Genomic DNA, 18,825 nt, shown 5'->3' with positions numbered 1-18,825 from the left:
TACGCTCATCCCTTTCTAATTCGTACGGACCGCTTCTTCTTCTGTTCCATCCTCATAAATGATAAAGCTTTTCACAACATCATCACCTAACATAAATTCTAATTCAACAGACAATGATCGCAGAAAGAAACGGGTTTCCGAGGAAGGAAACAATTCCAGTCTCAGCTGCCCAGTGATCTCCAAATAAAGACGTTCATTCTCGGCTGTCACCCGTGCAGCCGTCCCATCCTGAAACGAGTAGCTGCCAACATAGCGGCTGTATATCGCCGTATCAATTGCTTTTTTCTTCTTATCAGCCGGACGTTTTGGAATCTCATATGGCTGGCCAAATAGAATATTTTCCACAGCCTTCAGAATCGCTTGTTCATATTCAGCATCCTCTTCCTTATTACTCAAATAGATCAGCGTTTTACGATGATCGATATATCGGATCATCGTCGTCGAATAGCCGGGCCACCCTCCGCTATGGCTGACAATCTGCCCTTTTTCAGGACTGTTTTGCAGCACCCAGCCAAAGCCGTAATCAAACGTTCCCCCATTATTCAGGCGTACCGGTGAAAACGCGGCTTCCTTAGAAGCATTACTGATGAAATCGTCCTGATATAAAGCCTGATCAAATCGAAACAAATCGCTTGTGACAGAGTTCACCGTTCCGTCTCCTTGTATGCCATCGAGGTAAACGACATAGCTTGTTTCCTCCAGATCATCAGGAAGGACGTACGTTTCGGAATGTACATCATACACATATCCATATGCATAATGATCAATCCGCTCAGGCCGAAGCCTCCTGTTATACACTCTCGTTTTATTCATGCCGACCGGTGAAAAAATACTTGTATTCATAAAATCCGCATAGCTCATGCCAGATGCTTTTTCAATAATAACCGCCAGCAGCACATACCCCGTATTGCTGTACAGCCAGCCTTCATTCGGCTCAAAATAATTAGGAAGCCCCTCATTCATCAGCATATCGACAATATCCTGATTCAGCGCAATCTTGTGTTGATCCCAATTGCTATAAAACCATCCCATATATTCAGGAAGCCCTGACGTATGGTTCAATAAATGCCGAATCGTTATACCCTGATACGGAAAACCCGGCAGCCACCGCTCCACTTTGTCTTCATATCCAAGAATTCCTTTCTCCTCCAGCAATATGATTCCCAAAGCTGTAAAAGGCTTTGACAAAGACGCTAACTCAAACAAAGAGTTGGTTTGCAAGGGGCGCTTTTCCGTCAATTCTGCATAACCGAAAGAGTGATGATATAAGATATCGCCATCTTCCGCAGCCAGAATCGTCCCGTTGAATTGATATTCTTCGCCTAATGTCTCAAATAACGTCTTAAGATGCTTCCTTTTATACTGCTTCATTCCTCCACCTCCCTTTTCTCTGTACGTTACTAAACTATTAATGTTTCAATTATTTTGAAAATAATAAAAAAGCTGATCAATCCAAAACAGGAAAAATCAACTTTAATATAGAGCGGCTTTGATCTGCCTGAATCAAATATCCCTTTTTTACGAAGTCAGAGAAGGAACTCTAGCGGCTGCAAAACGAGTTCTCGTAGTCGCTTGAATTGTTCCGGCGGCAGTACTTCTCATGGCAACTGTCACCGTATCTCCAGCGTTTAACTGAAGTATTTCCGTAATGGCTACGACTGCCGGGAGATTCCCTGCTTGAGTTTCGTTATTTCCGCCTACCACATCTTGATTCACGAGAAATACGACTTCTAAGTTGAAGTCAACATTCGCATTCGCTTGAAACTCAACTGATGCGTTAAGAGAATATACGCCTGCTGTTCTCGGTGAAAATGTAGATGTGTCGGGGTTATATTCATTCGCCAAATCAAATTGCTCATTTTGAAATAAGACTCCGCTTGCTGCATTTGCAGCCACTGACAAATTCATATTGCTCGTGGCTCTGAAAGCAGAAATAGGCTGGTTAGTAATTGGTGCGAAGGGCTGGTTTTGTTGAGATGTTGGGGTGTTTCCATTTCTGCCTTGCATGACACTTGGTGATAAAAGAGGTTCCGGTCGATCGTTCCTCTTAATCCATTTTGATGGCCGTGGCGGCATGACTTTTTCCTCCTAAAAAAATTCTTTCGCTTCTATCATTTGTTGGCTAGCAATACATTATTATATTGGTCGTTACTGACATTGAAACGGTATCTGCCCGACTGTGCTCAAAAATAGAAATGACAGCAGTAAGTTCCCAAAACGAATTACTGCTTATGATCCAAGATTAATTTCAAGGCATGGTTCACCAAGGATGATCATTTTCTGAACCATTACTCAAAAGGTAACTTTATGCCCATACATCAGGCGTTATAAAAAATACAGAGAATGAAAAGAAATAGATAAACAAGTTAGTTCTTTAGACCCGTAACCTTTACATTCTTTTATGATTTTCTATCAAACAAAAGAGGAAAATAGACCAGTTGCAATCCAAACGAGAGTCTAATAGAATGATGTCGAAAAGTAAATCACGCAGGTTTGTTACTGATAAAGCAGGCAAGACCTAAAATGTGTAAAGGGCAAAGTGTATTCTTTGGCGTCACCCCTTACATATTTTAGGTCTTTTTTTATTGTGCGTAACTGACTTGCCATCTTCAAACAGGAGGGCTGGACGAAGCAGACCGCTAACACAGTACATAAAAAAGGAGACATGAACGATGAACATCAAAAAGTTTGCAAAACAAGCAACAGTATTAACCTTTACTACTGCACTGCTGGCAGGAGGCGCGACTCAAGCGTTTGCGAAAGAAACAAATCAAAAACCGTATAAGGAAACGTACGGCATTACCCATATTACCCGCCATGATATGCTGCAAATCCCTGAACAGCAAAAAAATGAAAAATATCAGGTGCCTGAATTCGATCCATCAACAATTAAAAATATCTCTTCTGCAAAAGGTCTGGACGTTTGGGACAGCTGGCCATTGCAAAACGCTGACGGCACAGTCGCAAACTATCACGGCTACCACATCGTTTTTGCATTAGCCGGAGACCCTAAAAATGCGGATGACACATCCATTTACATGTTCTATCAAAAAGTCGGCGAAACTTCTATTGACAGCTGGAAAAACGCTGGCCGCGTCTTTAAAGACAGCGACAAATTCGATGCGAATGATTCTATCCTAAAAGAACAAACACAAGAATGGTCTGGTTCAGCTACATTTACATCTGACGGAAAAATCCGTTTATTCTACACTGATTTCTCCGGTAAACATTACGGTAAACAAACACTAACAACTGCACAAGTTAACGTATCAGCATCAGACAGCTCTTTGAACATCAACGGTGTAGAGGATTATAAATCAATCTTTGACGGTGACGGCAAAACGTATCAAAATGTACAGCAGTTCATCGATGAAGGCAACTACAGCTCAGGCGATAACCATACGCTGAGAGATCCTCACTACGTAGAAGATAAAGGCCACAAATACTTAGTATTTGAAGCAAACACTGGAACTGAAGACGGCTACCAAGGCGAAGAATCATTATTTAACAAAGCATACTATGGCAAAAGCACATCATTCTTCCGTCAAGAGAGTAAAAAGCTTCTGCAAAGCGATAAAAAACGCACGGCTGAATTAGCAAACGGCGCACTCGGCATTATTGAGCTAAACGATGACTACACACTGAAAAAAGTCATGAAACCGCTGATTGCATCTAACACAGTCACAGATGAAATTGAACGCGCGAACGTCTTTAAAATGAACGGAAAATGGTACCTGTTCACTGACTCCCGCGGATCAAAAATGACAATTGACGGCATCACATCTAACGACATTTACATGCTTGGTTATGTTTCTAATTCTTTAACTGGCCCATACAAGCCGCTGAACAAAACAGGCCTTGTGTTAAAAATGGACCTTGATCCTAACGATGTGACCTTTACTTACTCACACTTCGCTGTACCTCAAGCGAAAGGAAACAATGTCGTGATTACAAGCTACATGACAAACAGAGGATTCTACGCAGACAAACAATCAACGTTTGCGCCAAGCTTCCTGTTGAACATCAAAGGCAAGAAAACATCTGTTGTCAAAGACAGCATCCTTGAACAAGGACAATTAACAGTTAACAAATAAAAACGCAAAAGAAAATGCCGATATCCTATTGGCATTTTCTTTTATTTCTTATCAACATCATAAAGGTGAATCCCATATGAACTATAAAAAAGCAGGCAAATGGCTAACCGTATTCCTAACCTTTTTAGGAATATTGCTGTTTATCGACTTATTGTCAAACGAAGAACCTGTCAAAAAAACAAAATCAACACAGAAGCCGGACTACCGGGCGGCATATCATTTTACGACGCCGGATAAATGGAAAAATGATCCCCAAAAACCGATCTATTTTGATGGCAAGTATCATTATTTCTATCTATATAACCGGGATTACCCAAAAGGCAACGGCACAGAATGGCGCCATGCCGTATCAGAGGATTTGGTGCATTGGACTGATGAAGGCGTGGCGATTCCGAAATATACAAACCCGGACGGTGATATTTGGACCGGTTCCGTCGTGGTGGATAAAGAGAACACAGCCGGCTTCGGGAAAAATGCGCTTGTCGCGATTGTGACACAGCCCTCAGCCAAAGACAAAAAACAGGAACAATATTTGTGGTACAGCACAGACAAAGGAAAATCATTCAAATTCTACAGTGGCAATCCCGTTATGCCTAATCCGGGCACAGACGATTTTAGAGATCCGAAAGTGATATGGGATGGCCAGGATAACAAATGGGTCATGGTCATGGCTGAAGGATCAAAAATCGGCTTTTATGAATCCGATAATCTTAAGGACTGGCATTACACAAGCGGATTCTTCCCAGAGCAGGCGGGAATGGTCGAATGTCCTGACCTCTACATGATGCGGGCAAGCGACGGAACGAATAAATGGGTTCTCGGCGCGAGCGCGAACGGCAAACCATGGGGCAAACCAAATACGTACGCCTACTGGACCGGAGGCTTCGACGGAAAAGAATTTACAGCGGATCAGACCGAAGCCCAATGGCTTGACTACGGCTTTGACTGGTACGGCGGCGTGACGTTCGAAGACGGCAAAAGCACAGATCCATTAGAAAAGCGGTATGCGCTTGCCTGGATGAACAATTGGGATTACGCCAACAACACACCGACACTGAAGAACGGCTTTAACGGCACAGATTCTGTCATACGCGAACTCCGGCTGCAAGAGGAGGATGGCACATACAGCCTCATCTCACAGCCGACCAAAGCTTTGGATCAGCTGACCGTTTCAACTGACAAAGAAGAGGATCAAGATGTGAACGGATCAAAAACACTGTCCATCACAGGTGATACGTACCAGCTTGATATGGATCTTTCTTGGTCAGAGCTGAAGAATGCTGGCGTCAGACTGAGAGAGTCAGAAGATCAAAAACGCCATATTGATGTCGGCATTTTTGCCGAAGGCGGCTATGCATATGTCAACAGAGCGGCCACAAATCAGCCTGACAAAAGCAAGACCTATGTCGAAAGCCAGGCTCCATACGATGTAAGCAAACAGAATGTGCATTTGAAAATTCTCGTGGATAAAACAACGATAGAAGTATTTGTCGACGATGGGAAAACCGTTTTTTCAAATGAAGTGTTCCCAAAACCTGAAGATAAAGGCATTACTCTTTATTCTGAAGGCGGCACAGCCTCATTCAAAAATATAACGGTGAAACATTTGGATACGGTTCATGAATAAGAAACAGATGCAGCGCGGGCTGCATCTGTTTAATTTTCTAACTTTTAATTCAAATAAAGGAAGCTAAATCAGATGTTTTTTTAAAATTAATCTTCAAAGACTGCTCTAATTAAATTACTTTTTGAAAGCCACAAGGCAGAAGGAAGAGTAGATAAAATCCCGAGTAATGGGCTTATTAATAATATGATAAGGATGACCATATACGGAATTTCAAGATTATTTACATCTAAAGCTGATAATAAGTTGTAACCCAATACGATACTTGAAATTAACCCCATTATACTTCCCGCTACAGAAATAACAATCCCTTCATATAAAGCGAGTCGAACAATTTGCCATGGCTTACCTCCTATTGCTCTCATCATCGCAAACTCTTTTTTACTTTCCCTTAAATTGCTTGCCATACTATTCATTAAGCCAACAAGAGCAATTAAGGTGATAATAAACACGCTGCTTCCCAATAATACGATGCGCTGTTTGTACTGTTGATAAAATTTATCCATTTCTTCTTTTCTATCATACAAAATGGTATCTTGATATTGTGGGTTTTCCAGCAATTTCTCAATACTCGCCTTTATATGACCTTTTTCACTTTGATCCTTAATATTAAAAAATATTTGTTCTGTTTTTTGAAGATGAAATAACTCGTTTAATGTATTCTCATTAGTAAAGAATCTCAAATCTTCATCCGGCAATATAGGTACTTCATCAACCACACCGACAATACGTAAAGTAAATGGCTTCTTGCCAGAAACTTCACTTAAATCATCTGGTTCCAATGTGACTACATCTCCAACTCGGAACCCAATTTCCTCAGAGAATTGTTTTGTAATGACTGCCTCATAATCTCTAAGATGATCAATCCGGCCTTTCACAATGTCAAAAGGGGTGATGTTTTGTACTTTTTCCAAATTCAATCCGCCCACACTCGTTAAAATTTCTTTTTTTCCATTTATCGTCATAAATTGCCCGTTCCAGTTTGAATCTACTCTTTTTATATCTAAATTTATAGTATGTGTTAATATGCTTGTTTGGACTGGAATTGCTTCAACTCCGTTCGTATTATCAAGTTGTTTTATAATAGAAGAAGAGAAACCTGGTTCATATGAGGCTTCGGTAGCCTGTATTACAAAATCAAGCGGATATTGTTTTGATATTGTTTTTTCTGTTTGACTGACAACAGCTTGCAAAATCATAAACCCAACTAATCCAACAATAACTGCTAACGTTAATACTCTGGCAATTTGTTGACTTCTTCTCATCCTTTTCAGAGCATTTCTTCCGGCAATCATGCTTTCCATTTGATAAAACGGCCTTAAGAGAAAAGTAAGTGCCGTTACAATGATCCTCAATACTACAGGAGTCATCACAAACATGATGAGTACAAATGATATACCCAACAGAATACTGAAGCTTCCACTTCCTCCACTTTTATGCACTGCAAATGTCATAACTGCCAGCAAGAGCAAAATTATGGTCAGAGCGATAATGGTTCTTTTTGAATCTGCTTTACTTTCACTAATTTTTTGGCTGTATGCAGCTATAGGAGAAAGTCTGCTAGTCGATAAAGCTGGTATTGTTGCTGCTAATACAGTCAAAAGAATGCTTCCAAAAAACGAAATGATTATACTTATTGCCGGGATTGATATTGATTGGATGGAATAGCCTATAAATTGTTCAGCAATATTGGACAAGGAGTAACATAGTACAGTACCTGTAACCGTTCCCAATAATGCAGCCATAATACCTATCAGCAAAGCCTCCCAAATGACCATATAAAACAATTGGGCAGGCTTTCCGCCTAATAGTCTTAATGTTGCTAATTCTTTTTGTCTTTCTTGAACCGACATTTGCAATGTACTGACTACGATTAAAAGGCTACCTAACAAGACTGTAATTGATAAACCATTGACAATGGGTTTTAACCCACCCAGTTGTTCTTTCTCTGTCATCATCGCCTTACGTTTATCAATGGATATACCTTCAAAATGCTCCTTTAAATCCTCTATCACTTTTTGTTTATCTGCTGATTGATCCAATTTCATCATGACTGCCGTTGCTTTATTTTGATTATGAGTTTGTGCTGCGATCCAATCATAATCAAAAATGAAGATATTATTTAATTGTTCTCTTTCATGCAAAATACCTGATACACGTACTTTTACATCTTTCCCTGGAGGAAAAGGTAAACTAATTTCAGAATCAATATCCAATCGCTTAGATTTTGCATATCGAGCCGGGATCACCACTTCCTTAGACTGCGGAAATTTCCCTTTATCAATGGAAACCAGCGGGTGCTCCATAGCCAATTGATTATGTTTAAAGCCTATATAAACAGGCTGGGCTGCAACAGCAGCTGGCATATTCTCGCTTGCATACGGAAAAAGCATCGGTGTTATTTGATTTACATCTGGAAATCCTTTTATCGTTTGCAGATCGTTCGCACTCAGTTTTTTGGTTGATCCGTTATAACCTGAAATCAAATCAAAATTTCCATACTTTTTCAATACTGATTCCTCATTTGATTGTTCTAAAGTTGCCATCATGATTTGCGAAATAATGAGCAGCATAACTCCAAGACTAATACCGATCACAGCAAATAAAGACCTGGCTCTTCTTGCTTTTAAAAATCGCCAAGCTAATTGAACAGTTAATTTCATGCGTATACATCCTCTAATCTTTTAGTGATATGGCTTAAATTCACTTTAGGAGTCGCAGTCAGCTGAATATCTCCTGCTAATTCCCCATCCTTCATAAATACAATCCGATGCGCATGTGAAGCCACATTTGCATCATGCGTCACCATGATAAGCGATTGGTTTTTCGTATCGCAAAAGTGTCGAAGAATTGTTAAAATATCATTACCAGTTTTTGTATCAAGACTTCCGGTTGGTTCATCTGCTAATACGATACTAGGTTCCATAATAAGCGCTCTTGCAATTGCAACCCGCTGCTGCTGTCCTCCTGACATCTGAGACGGATAAGAAGAAGCGAGTCTTCCAATCCCTAATAATTGCAGCAAATCATTTGCCTTTTTATTTACAGACTTATCTTTCTTTCCAGCAAGGAGTATAGGCAGCGTCACATTCTCCTCTGCTGTAAGCACAGGAATCAAATTAAACAACTGAAAAATAAAACCGATATTATCTCTTCTGAGTTGTGTAATTTGGGACTCATTACACTGAGATAAATGAATACCGTCTAGTGTGACTTCTCCTGAAGTTGGTTTATCTAGCCCTGACAGCATATTTAATAACGTAGACTTTCCAGAACCACTAGGACCCATAATAGCTGTAAATTCACCTTTTTTTATATCCAAATCAATATTTTTCAGTGCGAAAAATTGGTTTACACCCTCTCCATATGACTTTGATAACTTTTTGGTTTGAAGGACTGAAGTTCTCATGTTTTTCACCTCATTTTATATTTCAAATTCATTTTAAATAATTAAACTCAATAGGGCGTTAATAAAATATCAATAAAATATCAAGATTTATTTATGCATATTCCGCAATTACAAAAAAACCGTCATAATGTTATTCAGGAGCAAAACAGAAAGGAATGTCGATAATGAAAGAAACTATTTTAGTCGTCGATGATGATGCGGAAATTATTGAACTGATGAAAGACTTTCTGGAGATCGAGAATTACAATGTCCTAACAGCATTTAATGGAGAACAAGCCCTCTCCATTGTCAACAAACAAGAGGTCGACTGTATCCTACTGGATGTAATGATGCCGGGGGAATCAGGCTTTACAATATGCAAGAAAGTAAGAGAAGTAAAGGATGTCCCTATCTTATTTTTAAGCGCCAAAGAGGATCCAACCGATAAAATCAGAGGATTAAGTGTCGGCGGTGATGATTATATTGTAAAAACGGCAACACCAGGTGAGATTGTAGCCAGAATCAAAGCAGTGAGACGGCGTTCCGGGCAGCAAAAACCCGGACACTCATTCAACGGCCTTACAATTGATTACTTATCCCGTGAAGTACATAAACACGGAAGAAAAGTCTCCCTCACCTCAAAGGAATTTGACTTATTATCTCTGCTTAGCAGACATCCCCATCAAGTATTTACGCACGATCAAATTATCCAACTTATATGGGGAGAGCATTATAGTGATCCGCATACAGTAAGGGTATTTATCGCGAGAATCAGAGAAAAAATTGAAGAAACCCCCTCTCAACCACGCTGGATCCTAACTGTCTGGGGTGTCGGATACAAATTTGCGGAGGGAGTCTAAACATGTTAAAGGGGCATAAAAAAAGAAGAATGACAATAAAAAAATGGCTGTTTCTCTTCATTATTGCATTTATTTTGCTCCCCATCCTTACTACAAAAATGGCCGTCCATTTTTATAATGAATCAAAAACAAATTCTATTGAAGTTGAGGATATAATGCCTTGGCTGCAACAAAACATTCTAAGTGAGCCGGAAAATTGGAACAAAAAAGAGTGGCAAAAACAAATACGTTCTAAAACTGATGAGCTTCATATAGGGATACGTTTGCTGAACAAAGATCAAAAAGTCTTATTTTCAACAGTAGAAGAACCACATAGTCATCAGATTACAAAAATAGGGCAAACAGCAGATTACTCAGTTGGAAGTACAAACTATCTTCTTGAAGAATATTATGTATATAAGAAAAAAAAACTCGCAGGCATTTTATATGTTCAAGATAAAAGGCCTGCCCTGCAAGCTTTCGATGGCCATGAAAACAGTTTTCTAGAACAGTATGGAGGGGTATTCATCGCATTATTTGTTCTCCTGTTGCTTTTTGTGACAGCTGCATGGTTTATGAATAAACATGTGTTAATTCCATTGATAGCACTGGAGAAAACATCTCAGCTCATTTCAAAGCAGGATTTCAATTTTTCTCTTCCTTCTTCACGTGTGACAGAAATTCATGAAGTATCAAACGGGTTTAAGTCCATGCAGCTGCAGCTAAAGACATCATTAGACAAACAACAATCTCTTGAAAACGAAAGAAAATTGTTTATAGCTTCTATCGTTCATGATTTACGAACCCCAATATTTACAATTCGGGGATATCTAGAAATAATAGAAAAGCAAATACACCAAAACCCTGAAAAAGCAAAGAAATACATTCTGACATGCAGAAATAAAGCGGATATGTTGAATCATTTAGTGTCAGACCTATTCTCGTATACGAAGCTAGAATTTTATAAAGAAAAACCAAATGTAGAGTATGTAAATCTAAACCGTTTACTTGACGATTACCTGAACGGTTACTCTGCAATATTAGAGAAAAAGGGAATTCGTCTCATAAAATCAATTCCTGAAGCTAATACATTTGTTTATGCAGATCCCGGACTTTTTTCCAGAGCTTTTTACAACATAGTAGACAATGCGATAAGATTTTCTTTTGAAAACAGTGACATTTATGTTTCGCTGTTTGAAGAGAAAAAATATGCTGTCATTGCCATTCGGGATAAAGGAAAAGGGCTGCATGAGTCTGAGTTAGACCAAATTTTTACGCCGCTCTACAGAGGAGAAAGTTCTCGCAATCGAAAAACAGGAGGAGCCGGATTGGGCTTAGCAATAAGTAAAGAAATTTTAGAAGTGCATGGAGGTAAAATCACGGCAGAAAACCACCATAAGCAAGGGGCCGTTTTCAAACTGTATTTGCCTTTACCTCATAAATCATGATTCATTTTCAAATGTTCTTTTGACTGCTGCTTAATATAAAGAAAGAATAACAAAGAAATAACTGTAAACGAAAGCATACAATAAAAGCATAGAGCTTGAATATAAAATAAGGATACATACATTAAGTAGATAGAAAACAGCCAGCCGATAGCTGTCAGAAAAAGCAGCAATTTATGTTTTAGCCTTTTATTCATATTTAACATCTCGATATTAAAAAGCATCACATATCCTACTATACCAATTAATGATACCGGCACATTCCCAATCATAGAATATTTACTATTGTTCACAGCATCACACCCATTTGTCGGACAAAAGTAAACTGATCCTGTACTCCACTTACTTATCAAGAGATAAGTAGACAGTACAATTCCAATGAGCAATAACGTTTTTTTCATAGTTGCTGCTTCCTTTCTGTTATAGAATAAAGAAAGAGCGGTGATTTTAACACACCGCTCTTTATCTTTTTATTATACTTACGGCGTACATCTGTCACCTTTAATTGTTGTACAAATACAACTTGTGCGTGTTGACGTTGTCACCAAGACATACTTTCTATCAGAATCATCAAGCGTCCAGTTTTCTGTACCCCAGCCGCCGCATCCTTGAATAAGCTCTTCTGCTGCACCGAATTCGATTAAAGAAGGTTGTGAGTATGCTTTCATTAACGTACACGTCCTTTTCCAATATTTTTTGTCCAATGCTGCAAGGAAGTAATTGTACTACATTTTGTTTACATTACAATACTGGTGTACATTTTGTTCCAGATAAGCTAGTGCAGATACACAGCTTTCGGCCGCCAGTAGTCATCCATACATATTTTGAATCAGAATCATCCATTGACCAGTTTTCAACACCCCAGCCGCCGCATCCTTGAATAAGCTCTTCTGCTGTACCAAATTCAATTAAAGAAGGTTGACTATACGTTTTCATTTTCATATCTCCCCCATAAATAAAATTTAATATATTTAATGCTGAATACAGCATTGGACACTAATTTACTTTCTTCAATTCTGAATCTAATGTCTCTTTAAACTCTTTAGCAGATGGAGCTCCATAAATGATTTTTGTCCCTATTATTAAAATTGGAGTCCCCTGAAAACCTAACTTTTTAAATTCTGCTTTTGTTTTTCTTATTTCTTCTTTCGTTTCCTCATGATCTAAATCATCGTTGAACTCGTCTTTATCTAACCCAATTTGATCAGCTAACATCTTATATAAATCAGATGGATCATCTGTTTTACCCAATTTAGACGCATTATCGAATAATAATCTGCTCATATCCCAAAACCGGTCTTGATTTTCTGCTGCAATGGCGGCTGCAGATGATTCGTATGCGTTTTTATGTTCTTCCATTGGTACATGTTTAAAAATATACCTTACAAGCTGTTTATCAATATAATTTTCTTTAAACTTCATGTTTACCAAATCGTCATTTAGAATCTTGCAAGCTTGACATCCATAATCTGAAAATACAATCACATTTATCTTAGCTTTTGAGTCGCCTTCTGATGATCCTGTATTCACTTCAAAATCATTTGCATTAATTTCCTGACTATTGGAAGTGACATTTCCAGTGAAAAACAACTGATTGATAAAGATACCTGCTATAAATAAAATACTGAAAGGAATGATGAATCGTTTCAATTTGGCTCATTCCTCCTTCTCGATATCCATAAAACCCCTCCTGTAATACCGCTCAATATGAGTAGCCCTACTGAGGATAATAAGTATGCGTCTTGATTCTGTTCATTTTGTAATTGGTTCATCAGCTGATCAACCTCTGTCCCGGATTTTTGATCATCTTCTATTAAGCTATCTGTTGCTTTAATCGTTTCTTGTTTCTTTTGATAAAACATAAACCCGGAAATAAGACTGCCTACTAAAAATAAAAGACATACAGATATGAGTAGTTTACGCATTTTTATCTCCTTATTATTTAGTTTACTTCAGCCAGTTCAGTATTATTTTGCGTATGGTATAGTTCCCGGTAGAGCCCTTCTTCCTCCAGGAGCCGTTCGTGGGTTCCGGCTTGTACAATTTCTCCTTTATCTAATACATAGATCCTATCACTGGATTGGGTGACAGACATTCGATGAGCAATCGTTATAACTGTTCTGCCTTTTGTTAACTCATTCAAGGCATTTTGCACAATATACTGGGACTTTGAATCAAGTGAAGATGTGGCTTCATCAAGAATAAGAATACTAGGGTTTTGCAAGATGGCTCTGGCAATCGCAATTCGCTGTTTTTCTCCACCTGAAAGCTTATATCCCCGTTCTCCGACTATCGTGTCATAACCATCGGGTAAACCTATAATTTTCTCATGTATATACGCTTGTTTCGCCGCTTCATGGACCTCTTCAATTGAAGCATTTGGATTTCCTAACATGATATTTTCTTTAATAGAAGTATGCAGCAAATACACTTCTTGAGAAATCATTCCTATATACTTTGATATATAATCAGAACTTATTCTCTCTAGATCATGACCATCTATATAAACCCCACCTTTATCCGGTTTATATAATCTCGTCAATAAATAGGCAATTGTTGTTTTTCCAGAACCGCTAAATCCTACTATTGAAACTTTCGAACCTGCCGGTATACGGATCGATAAATTTTTAAGTGTTTGTTCTTCTTTTTTGTAACTAAACGTGACATCGCGCAATTCGATATTCCCTTTTATATCGTGAATAATAATTGGATCTTTTGGTTCCTCTAGTTCTGGCTTCATATCAAGATATTCAAAAAATCGTTCGAACGTAATTTTTGCGCTTTGAAGCATGATGCCGATACGTCCCACTTCCTGAATGGGATTAAATAGAGAAGCAATGTACCCTGATAATGCAACTGCCATACCGGCGCTAATTTCAAAAGGACCACCAGGTCTTCCAAACCAGTAGACAAACAAAGGAGCAATAATAGCTGCTAAAGCGAGCAGATTATCAAAAATAGAGCCTAATAATTTTTGTTTTAGTGTTAGCTTATTGATTTCTAGTACTACATTCTTAAATGTTTCAAAAGTTTGCCGGCGTCTTCCAAATATCTTATTTAGAATTACGCCATTAATGCTGATATTTTCTGTAAGAAAAGAATTCATGAAGGAAATGTTAGTAATAAGTTTTTTGCTATATTTATAAGCAAATCTCCCAATTAAAGGCATAGGAAGAAAAAACAAAGGGATCAAAAGCAATATAACTATCGAAAGCTTCCAGCTAATCGCTACCATTGCAATGAAAGTGACCACCAATGATAATGCTGTTTGTGAAGTATAAACAATAGGTTTAAAGACTGTATTGGCTATACTTTCAGCCTCGTTCGTTAAACGTGAGGTGATTTCACCTATTTTCGTATCAGTGAAAAATCGTATAGATTGCTGATAAAGTTTACGGAAAAGTCCCTCTCTTACATTGAAAATAATCTGATTTGTGAAAATTGTGATGAGGATATCTTGAACAATATGCATTACAATTTGGCATATCCCAATTGCCAGAAGAATCATGATTAACTTTTCTAACCCAAACTTGCTTGTCCCTGAAAAGCCTTTATCAATGATTTCAGCAACAATAATCGGCGTAATTGGGCTTAGTATAGACTGGACAAGTATAGTAAAAATGATAAAGGAGAGAAGCCCCCACTTTTTTCCTGCTAGAGAAAAAACTCGTTTCCAAGTGAAAGAGCCATTCATTTGTGTAGTCATCACTGTAACATCTCCCTTATCACTTCATTAACATTCAAAGAGATAAGAGCCGCTAACAATACTGTATATCCCAGGTTAAACATTACTTTTTTCGCTGAAATCTTTTCGGGTGCATGCAATCCAAAACAGCCACAGCCGAACGGCAGAGTTTGATTAAGCTTTAAGGACATCAGCAATAAAAACATCAGTTGCAGCAATATGCCAATGAGTAATCCCACTACTCGAAATGGTTCTGCAATAATCATCATTCCTACCACTAGTTCAACCGGACCTATTAAAGCAGCCAGAAAAAGAGTAAACGTTCCTTTGAAAAACAGATGGTAACTTTCAATAACCCTTCCAAAAGCATATGGATTTTTTAATTTTCCAATGCTGCTTTTGATAAAAACAAAACCTGCCCCTATATATAAAACATTCATAAGTATCTCATTCAGTAACATCATGAGTCCTCCCAGATTCTTATACAGCGTGACTGTTCATTTTTGAAATGGTTTCTGACAAAAACTTATTTACTTTTTCTAACTGTAACTGGTCTGGCCCTTGACAGTGAACAGATTGTTTTGTTCCATTTTTAACGAATATCAGCGTGGGGGTAAACTGTATTTCAAAGTGATCTACATACGGAAACACCGGAGAGCTTTCTGTCTCATAGTCGTATTCCTCAAGCGTATTAATAATGGCAAAAGGAACTTTAGTATCTTTTAAAGCACTATGTAGCATGTTCATATTCCTAATGACATTTCGACAAGTCATCTCATCAAAAAATAATATAAACATATGACGCTCATTTTTCAAAAGTATATCCAGCTTTTTAGTATCAGTGACCAAATGGCTTAAAATCCATTTCGTATGAAGTATTTTTTTGGCTGTAACTATCACTCCAATTACCAAAACTAATAAAGGGATACTATACAGGAAAAGGCTCATTATGTTCCTCCTTTTGATACGTATGCTTTTGCAGCCACAATTCAAGAGCTAATGCAGCAAAATAATCCATCCCTTTACTCAAAACACCGTGCCTGTATTCGACAATTTTATCCCGGAATTTACTGCCTTTTATGATACCCAGCTCTTCTAAAACTAAATGTTTCAATTGAGGAAACAACCTAGGCCATTCATTTTTTAATCCTGCAAATATTAGGGCATCATTAGACGTCTTGCCCTGCCTGTTCCGCACTTCATCAGGAAGATATCCCTTCATTGATTGCCTCAGAAGGACTTTTGTTTGAGCATCTTTAATCTTCTGGTCTAATGGAATACTGAAGATAAATTCGATAAGCTTCACATTTAAAAATGGATATCTGGTTTCAATTCCTAATGATTCGGAAAAAAATTGAGCAAAACCAAAGCCTTGAGACCTTTCAATATACTGGTACATCATTTTTAACCCAGGATCTTTTATTCGATTTTCCATTTCATGTCTTTCTTTTGCTTCATCATAATACTTATCTAGAAGGACAGTTTGATCCTCATGTTTCCCTTTAAGTGCGGAGAACCCAAATTCCTTTAGCGCGCCGGAAAAGGTATAATTATATGAGGCCGCTAATTTAGAAGTTTCTTTACAAAGCTTCAAAAATTGAAAATTTCGAATGAATTTAGAAATATAATAAGGGCTAAAACCAAAAACCTGATCCCCGGCATAGCCGTTTAAGACAACTTTAGTATTGCTTTGTAAGACCATGCGGTATGTTTCGGCCAGCATTCCATATGAAAGTTGATTTTTACTGGGCTCATCAGTTGAAATAGAATAATGAGGAAAATTCTTCAGAATCCAAAGATCATCACTTTTTACAAATTTATAGTTTTTCTCTTTGTATTTGTCGAGAACATAGCTGATATAAAACCTTTCATCAGAATCCTTATATTTATCAAAAACACAAGATATCGGATAAACATGCTCGACATCATATTGTTTAGCTGCTGCATAAATAGAAGTTGAGTCCAAGCCTCCGCTCATGAAGACACCTGTATTTGTCATTGATCGCATTCGGGCTTTTACTGAGTGAAAAAAAATGTCTTGAAATTGTTCAATGTAATGATGAGGGTTTTTATATATTGTTTTCTTTTTAGGGTCTAGCTTCCAATAAGGCGTAATACGAAGTGTTCCATTCTTAAGAGTAAGGAAACTCCCCTTTGGCAATCTCTTAACGCCAAGATACGGTGTGTCTTCTTCCGACTGTATCCCTTTTCTATATAAGAAGTCTGCTAAATAATCTTTATTCCAATCACTGACTTGATAGGTCTTGTGAATAGCCCGAATCATGGAGGAAAAGAGAAATGAACTGGCTGTCACCTTATAAAAAAATGGCCGAATCCCTAAAGGATCCCTCGCGCAGAATAACTGTTTTTCTTCTGCATCCCAAATACAAAAGGCAAAATCGCCTTCCAGTTTTGTTACAGCATCCTCTTTCCATTTCTCGTATGCCCCTAATATTAATTCTGTATCCGATGTGCGGTGAAACTCTTTTTTTATATGTAGATCTCGGTAGAGTTCCTTTCGATTATCTATGCGGCAATCTGCAGTAATATAATAATTTTTAAATTTTGACTTTATAATCTTTTTTTCATACACTGATTCCGGATTAACAAATAAACTCGTTTTACCTAGTGCCACATTTTTATCAACCCATGCATTTTGGTGATCATTTCCTATTAATGAAATGGAACGTATCATTTCATTCAAACAATCTATGTCAGCAGGGCTTTTATCCAAATGATATAAACCGCAAATACCACTCATCGTCTACCGCCTCACATTTTTCTATATTCTTTCGTATGAAATTGATGTATCAAATCATTAACGAAATCTTCTGAATCATTAATGACTTGTCCATTAAATTCAAGCCAAGCATGTGATGTAAAAGGTTTCTTTTTTACGCCGATCACCAAGTCAATTGGTATACCCTTTTTATGAAAAATATGATAACTCGCAACTGACCGATGAAGACATCTCGCCTTCCCAAAAAAAAGAAAACAAACTTTCTCAACCACTCCTAGTACCATTTCTATAAACTTTAATTCTTTTTCTGTGATGTCCCTTAAAGGATCCAAAGGGGCAGGAGGAGACAAATAAGTGTGATAAACCTGTTTGAACCCTTCTTTTTTTAAGCTCTTGTCAATCTGTCTAACTATTAAAAAGGCTTTAACGTAATAGAATATCTTCATTAATCTCATGACCACGAAATTAATCCTTTATTTTTTAATTCTTTCAAAAAAATCTCTATATCCCTAATCATCTCGTAATGTGAAGTATTATACGTTTCACTGATGATTTTCAATATGTCATCAAATCCTTTCTTCTGCTCAATCAATTTCCATATATCTAATCCTACTTCATCAAGTCCGTAATAGGTCCCGTTTTCAATATCTAGTAAAACTCCTTCATCATCTGACTCAGTTAGTTTTACATTTCTTATAATGTTAGGTTGTTTTATATTCACGTTTAAAACCACCTTTGTTTGATTTGACATAAATATAAGCTTTTAGCGATTTACATCCAATAAAAAACAATTAACAGGATAAAAAAGCAGGATAAAACAATTTTTTCACGGGATGAATGGTTCTATCGACAAAAAATGAACTCCGCCCCCATTAAACTAGTATGAATATGCTATAAAATATGAGGCGTCTTCCCTCTCAAGAGGAATTGTTTTATTTTAAGAAAAAATCGTATTGTAAACACAAAACAAACATGATATCCTGTCATTTATACCCATCTCCGAGCCTACG

The 18,825-nt window shown here is 37.7% G+C and carries 19 protein-coding genes; 4 read left to right on the top strand and 15 right to left on the bottom strand.

Annotation, left to right across the window (positions count from 1 at the left end):
- Positions 1–15 precede the first annotated feature (15 nt).
- Together RAC86_RS20470 and RAC86_RS20465 are read right to left on the bottom strand one after the other, a co-directional pair.
- Complete coding sequence (locus RAC86_RS20470) at positions 16–1,371, bottom strand: serine hydrolase (protein ID WP_072565297.1); 1,356 nt, start codon at positions 1,369–1,371, stop codon at positions 16–18.
- 147 nt (positions 1,372–1,518) lie between these two features.
- On the bottom strand, positions 1,519–2,076 hold the full coding sequence (locus RAC86_RS20465) for a C1q-like domain-containing protein (RefSeq protein WP_041521077.1): 558 nt from the start codon (positions 2,074–2,076) through the stop codon (positions 1,519–1,521).
- Positions 2,077–2,672: 596 nt separating this feature from the next.
- On the opposite strand from RAC86_RS20465, the gene sacB reads away from it, so the two are divergent.
- Both sacB and RAC86_RS20455 read left to right on the top strand, forming a co-directional pair.
- Complete coding sequence (gene sacB, locus RAC86_RS20460; RefSeq protein ID WP_072182625.1) at positions 2,673–4,094, top strand: levansucrase; 1,422 nt, start codon at positions 2,673–2,675, stop codon at positions 4,092–4,094.
- A 76-nt stretch (positions 4,095–4,170) separates the two neighbouring features.
- Positions 4,171–5,721: a glycoside hydrolase family 32 protein gene (locus RAC86_RS20455; RefSeq protein ID WP_072565298.1), complete on the top strand. Its 1,551-nt coding sequence runs from the start codon at positions 4,171–4,173 to the stop codon at positions 5,719–5,721.
- 86 nt (positions 5,722–5,807) lie between these two features.
- Here the strand turns inward: RAC86_RS20455 and RAC86_RS20450 are convergent, their stop codons facing one another.
- Both RAC86_RS20450 and RAC86_RS20445 read right to left on the bottom strand, forming a co-directional pair.
- Positions 5,808–8,381, bottom strand: a complete 2,574-nt coding sequence (locus RAC86_RS20450; protein WP_072565299.1) for an ABC transporter permease — start codon at positions 8,379–8,381, stop codon at positions 5,808–5,810.
- A complete protein-coding gene (locus RAC86_RS20445; protein WP_072565300.1) occupies positions 8,378–9,127 on the bottom strand; it encodes an ABC transporter ATP-binding protein in 750 nt (249 codons plus the stop codon). Before RAC86_RS20445 ends, RAC86_RS20450 begins: the two co-directional genes overlap by 4 nt.
- A gap of 164 nt (positions 9,128–9,291) precedes the next feature.
- Here RAC86_RS20445 and RAC86_RS20440 point away from each other — a divergent pair, with 164 nt between their 5' ends.
- Positions 9,292–9,966: a response regulator transcription factor gene (locus tag RAC86_RS20440; protein ID WP_044445616.1), complete on the top strand. Its 675-nt coding sequence runs from the start codon at positions 9,292–9,294 to the stop codon at positions 9,964–9,966.
- 2 nt (positions 9,967–9,968) lie between these two features.
- A complete protein-coding gene (locus tag RAC86_RS20435) occupies positions 9,969–11,393 on the top strand; it encodes a sensor histidine kinase (RefSeq protein ID WP_072565301.1) in 1,425 nt (474 codons plus the stop codon).
- Here RAC86_RS20435 and RAC86_RS20430 read toward each other — a convergent pair.
- The 11 genes from RAC86_RS20430 to RAC86_RS20380 all read right to left on the bottom strand — a co-directional run bounded on the left by RAC86_RS20430 (position 11,381) and on the right by RAC86_RS20380 (position 18,536).
- Positions 11,381–11,791: a vitamin K epoxide reductase family protein gene (locus RAC86_RS20430; protein WP_052500088.1), complete on the bottom strand. Its 411-nt coding sequence runs from the start codon at positions 11,789–11,791 to the stop codon at positions 11,381–11,383. The two genes, RAC86_RS20435 and RAC86_RS20430, sit on opposite strands and share 13 nt — an antisense overlap.
- Positions 11,792–11,869: 78 nt before the next feature.
- Positions 11,870–12,058 carry a hypothetical protein gene (locus tag RAC86_RS20425; RefSeq protein ID WP_044445617.1) on the bottom strand — a complete coding sequence of 63 codons (189 nt, stop codon included), beginning with the start codon at positions 12,056–12,058 and terminating at the stop codon, positions 11,870–11,872.
- Positions 12,059–12,131: 73 nt separating this feature from the next.
- Complete coding sequence (locus tag RAC86_RS20420) at positions 12,132–12,326, bottom strand: hypothetical protein (protein ID WP_044445618.1); 195 nt, start codon at positions 12,324–12,326, stop codon at positions 12,132–12,134.
- Between the two features lie 60 nt (positions 12,327–12,386).
- Positions 12,387–13,040 carry a DsbA family protein gene (locus RAC86_RS20415; protein ID WP_072565302.1) on the bottom strand — a complete coding sequence of 218 codons (654 nt, stop codon included), beginning with the start codon at positions 13,038–13,040 and terminating at the stop codon, positions 12,387–12,389.
- Positions 13,037–13,315, bottom strand: coding sequence for a hypothetical protein (locus tag RAC86_RS20410; RefSeq protein ID WP_072565303.1), 279 nt, complete (start codon positions 13,313–13,315; stop codon positions 13,037–13,039). The genes RAC86_RS20415 and RAC86_RS20410 overlap by 4 nt, the downstream gene beginning before the upstream one ends.
- Before the next feature lie 17 nt (positions 13,316–13,332).
- Positions 13,333–15,096, bottom strand: coding sequence for an ABC transporter ATP-binding protein (locus RAC86_RS20405; RefSeq protein WP_072565304.1), 1,764 nt, complete (start codon positions 15,094–15,096; stop codon positions 13,333–13,335).
- On the bottom strand, positions 15,096–15,536 hold the full coding sequence (locus RAC86_RS20400) for a MauE/DoxX family redox-associated membrane protein (RefSeq protein WP_072565305.1): 441 nt from the start codon (positions 15,534–15,536) through the stop codon (positions 15,096–15,098). Before RAC86_RS20400 ends, RAC86_RS20405 begins: the two co-directional genes overlap by 1 nt.
- Positions 15,537–15,555: 19 nt before the next feature.
- Entirely contained in the window at positions 15,556–16,023 is a 468-nt protein-coding gene (locus RAC86_RS20395) for a hypothetical protein (protein ID WP_072565306.1), read from the bottom strand.
- Entirely contained in the window at positions 16,004–17,836 is a 1,833-nt protein-coding gene (locus tag RAC86_RS20390; protein ID WP_072565307.1) for an asparagine synthetase B family protein, read from the bottom strand. The genes RAC86_RS20395 and RAC86_RS20390 overlap by 20 nt, the downstream gene beginning before the upstream one ends.
- Positions 17,837–17,847: 11 nt before the next feature.
- Positions 17,848–18,270 carry a lasso peptide biosynthesis B2 protein gene (locus tag RAC86_RS20385; protein WP_044445624.1) on the bottom strand — a complete coding sequence of 141 codons (423 nt, stop codon included), beginning with the start codon at positions 18,268–18,270 and terminating at the stop codon, positions 17,848–17,850.
- On the bottom strand, positions 18,267–18,536 hold the full coding sequence (locus RAC86_RS20380; RefSeq protein WP_072565308.1) for a PqqD family protein: 270 nt from the start codon (positions 18,534–18,536) through the stop codon (positions 18,267–18,269). Before RAC86_RS20380 ends, RAC86_RS20385 begins: the two co-directional genes overlap by 4 nt.
- Between the last annotated feature and the right edge of the window lie 289 nt (positions 18,537–18,825).

It is taken from the genome of Bacillus sp. LR_5 (genome assembly GCF_042709275.1).
This window is presented reverse-complemented; position numbering and strand designations above follow the sequence as displayed.

Coding starts and splice junctions, on each gene's coding strand:
- RAC86_RS20405 (WP_072565304.1), bottom strand. CDS start 15,096: ATGACTACACAAATGAATGGCTCTTTCACTTGGAAACGAGTTTTTTCT.
- RAC86_RS20455 (WP_072565298.1), top strand. CDS start 4,171: ATGAACTATAAAAAAGCAGGCAAATGGCTAACCGTATTCCTAACCTTT.
- RAC86_RS20470 (WP_072565297.1), bottom strand. CDS start 1,371: ATGAAGCAGTATAAAAGGAAGCATCTTAAGACGTTATTTGAGACATTA.
- RAC86_RS20445 (WP_072565300.1), bottom strand. CDS start 9,127: ATGAGAACTTCAGTCCTTCAAACCAAAAAGTTATCAAAGTCATATGGA.
- RAC86_RS20385 (WP_044445624.1), bottom strand. CDS start 18,270: ATGAGATTAATGAAGATATTCTATTACGTTAAAGCCTTTTTAATAGTT.
- sacB (WP_072182625.1), top strand. CDS start 2,673: ATGAACATCAAAAAGTTTGCAAAACAAGCAACAGTATTAACCTTTACT.
- RAC86_RS20430 (WP_052500088.1), bottom strand. CDS start 11,791: ATGAAAAAAACGTTATTGCTCATTGGAATTGTACTGTCTACTTATCTC.
- RAC86_RS20410 (WP_072565303.1), bottom strand. CDS start 13,315: ATGCGTAAACTACTCATATCTGTATGTCTTTTATTTTTAGTAGGCAGT.
- RAC86_RS20465 (WP_041521077.1), bottom strand. CDS start 2,076: ATGCCGCCACGGCCATCAAAATGGATTAAGAGGAACGATCGACCGGAA.
- RAC86_RS20440 (WP_044445616.1), top strand. CDS start 9,292: ATGAAAGAAACTATTTTAGTCGTCGATGATGATGCGGAAATTATTGAA.
- RAC86_RS20390 (WP_072565307.1), bottom strand. CDS start 17,836: ATGAGTGGTATTTGCGGTTTATATCATTTGGATAAAAGCCCTGCTGAC.
- RAC86_RS20395 (WP_072565306.1), bottom strand. CDS start 16,023: ATGAGCCTTTTCCTGTATAGTATCCCTTTATTAGTTTTGGTAATTGGA.
- RAC86_RS20450 (WP_072565299.1), bottom strand. CDS start 8,381: ATGAAATTAACTGTTCAATTAGCTTGGCGATTTTTAAAAGCAAGAAGA.
- RAC86_RS20435 (WP_072565301.1), top strand. CDS start 9,969: ATGTTAAAGGGGCATAAAAAAAGAAGAATGACAATAAAAAAATGGCTG.
- RAC86_RS20425 (WP_044445617.1), bottom strand. CDS start 12,058: ATGAAAGCATACTCACAACCTTCTTTAATCGAATTCGGTGCAGCAGAA.
- RAC86_RS20420 (WP_044445618.1), bottom strand. CDS start 12,326: ATGAAAACGTATAGTCAACCTTCTTTAATTGAATTTGGTACAGCAGAA.
- RAC86_RS20400 (WP_072565305.1), bottom strand. CDS start 15,536: ATGTTACTGAATGAGATACTTATGAATGTTTTATATATAGGGGCAGGT.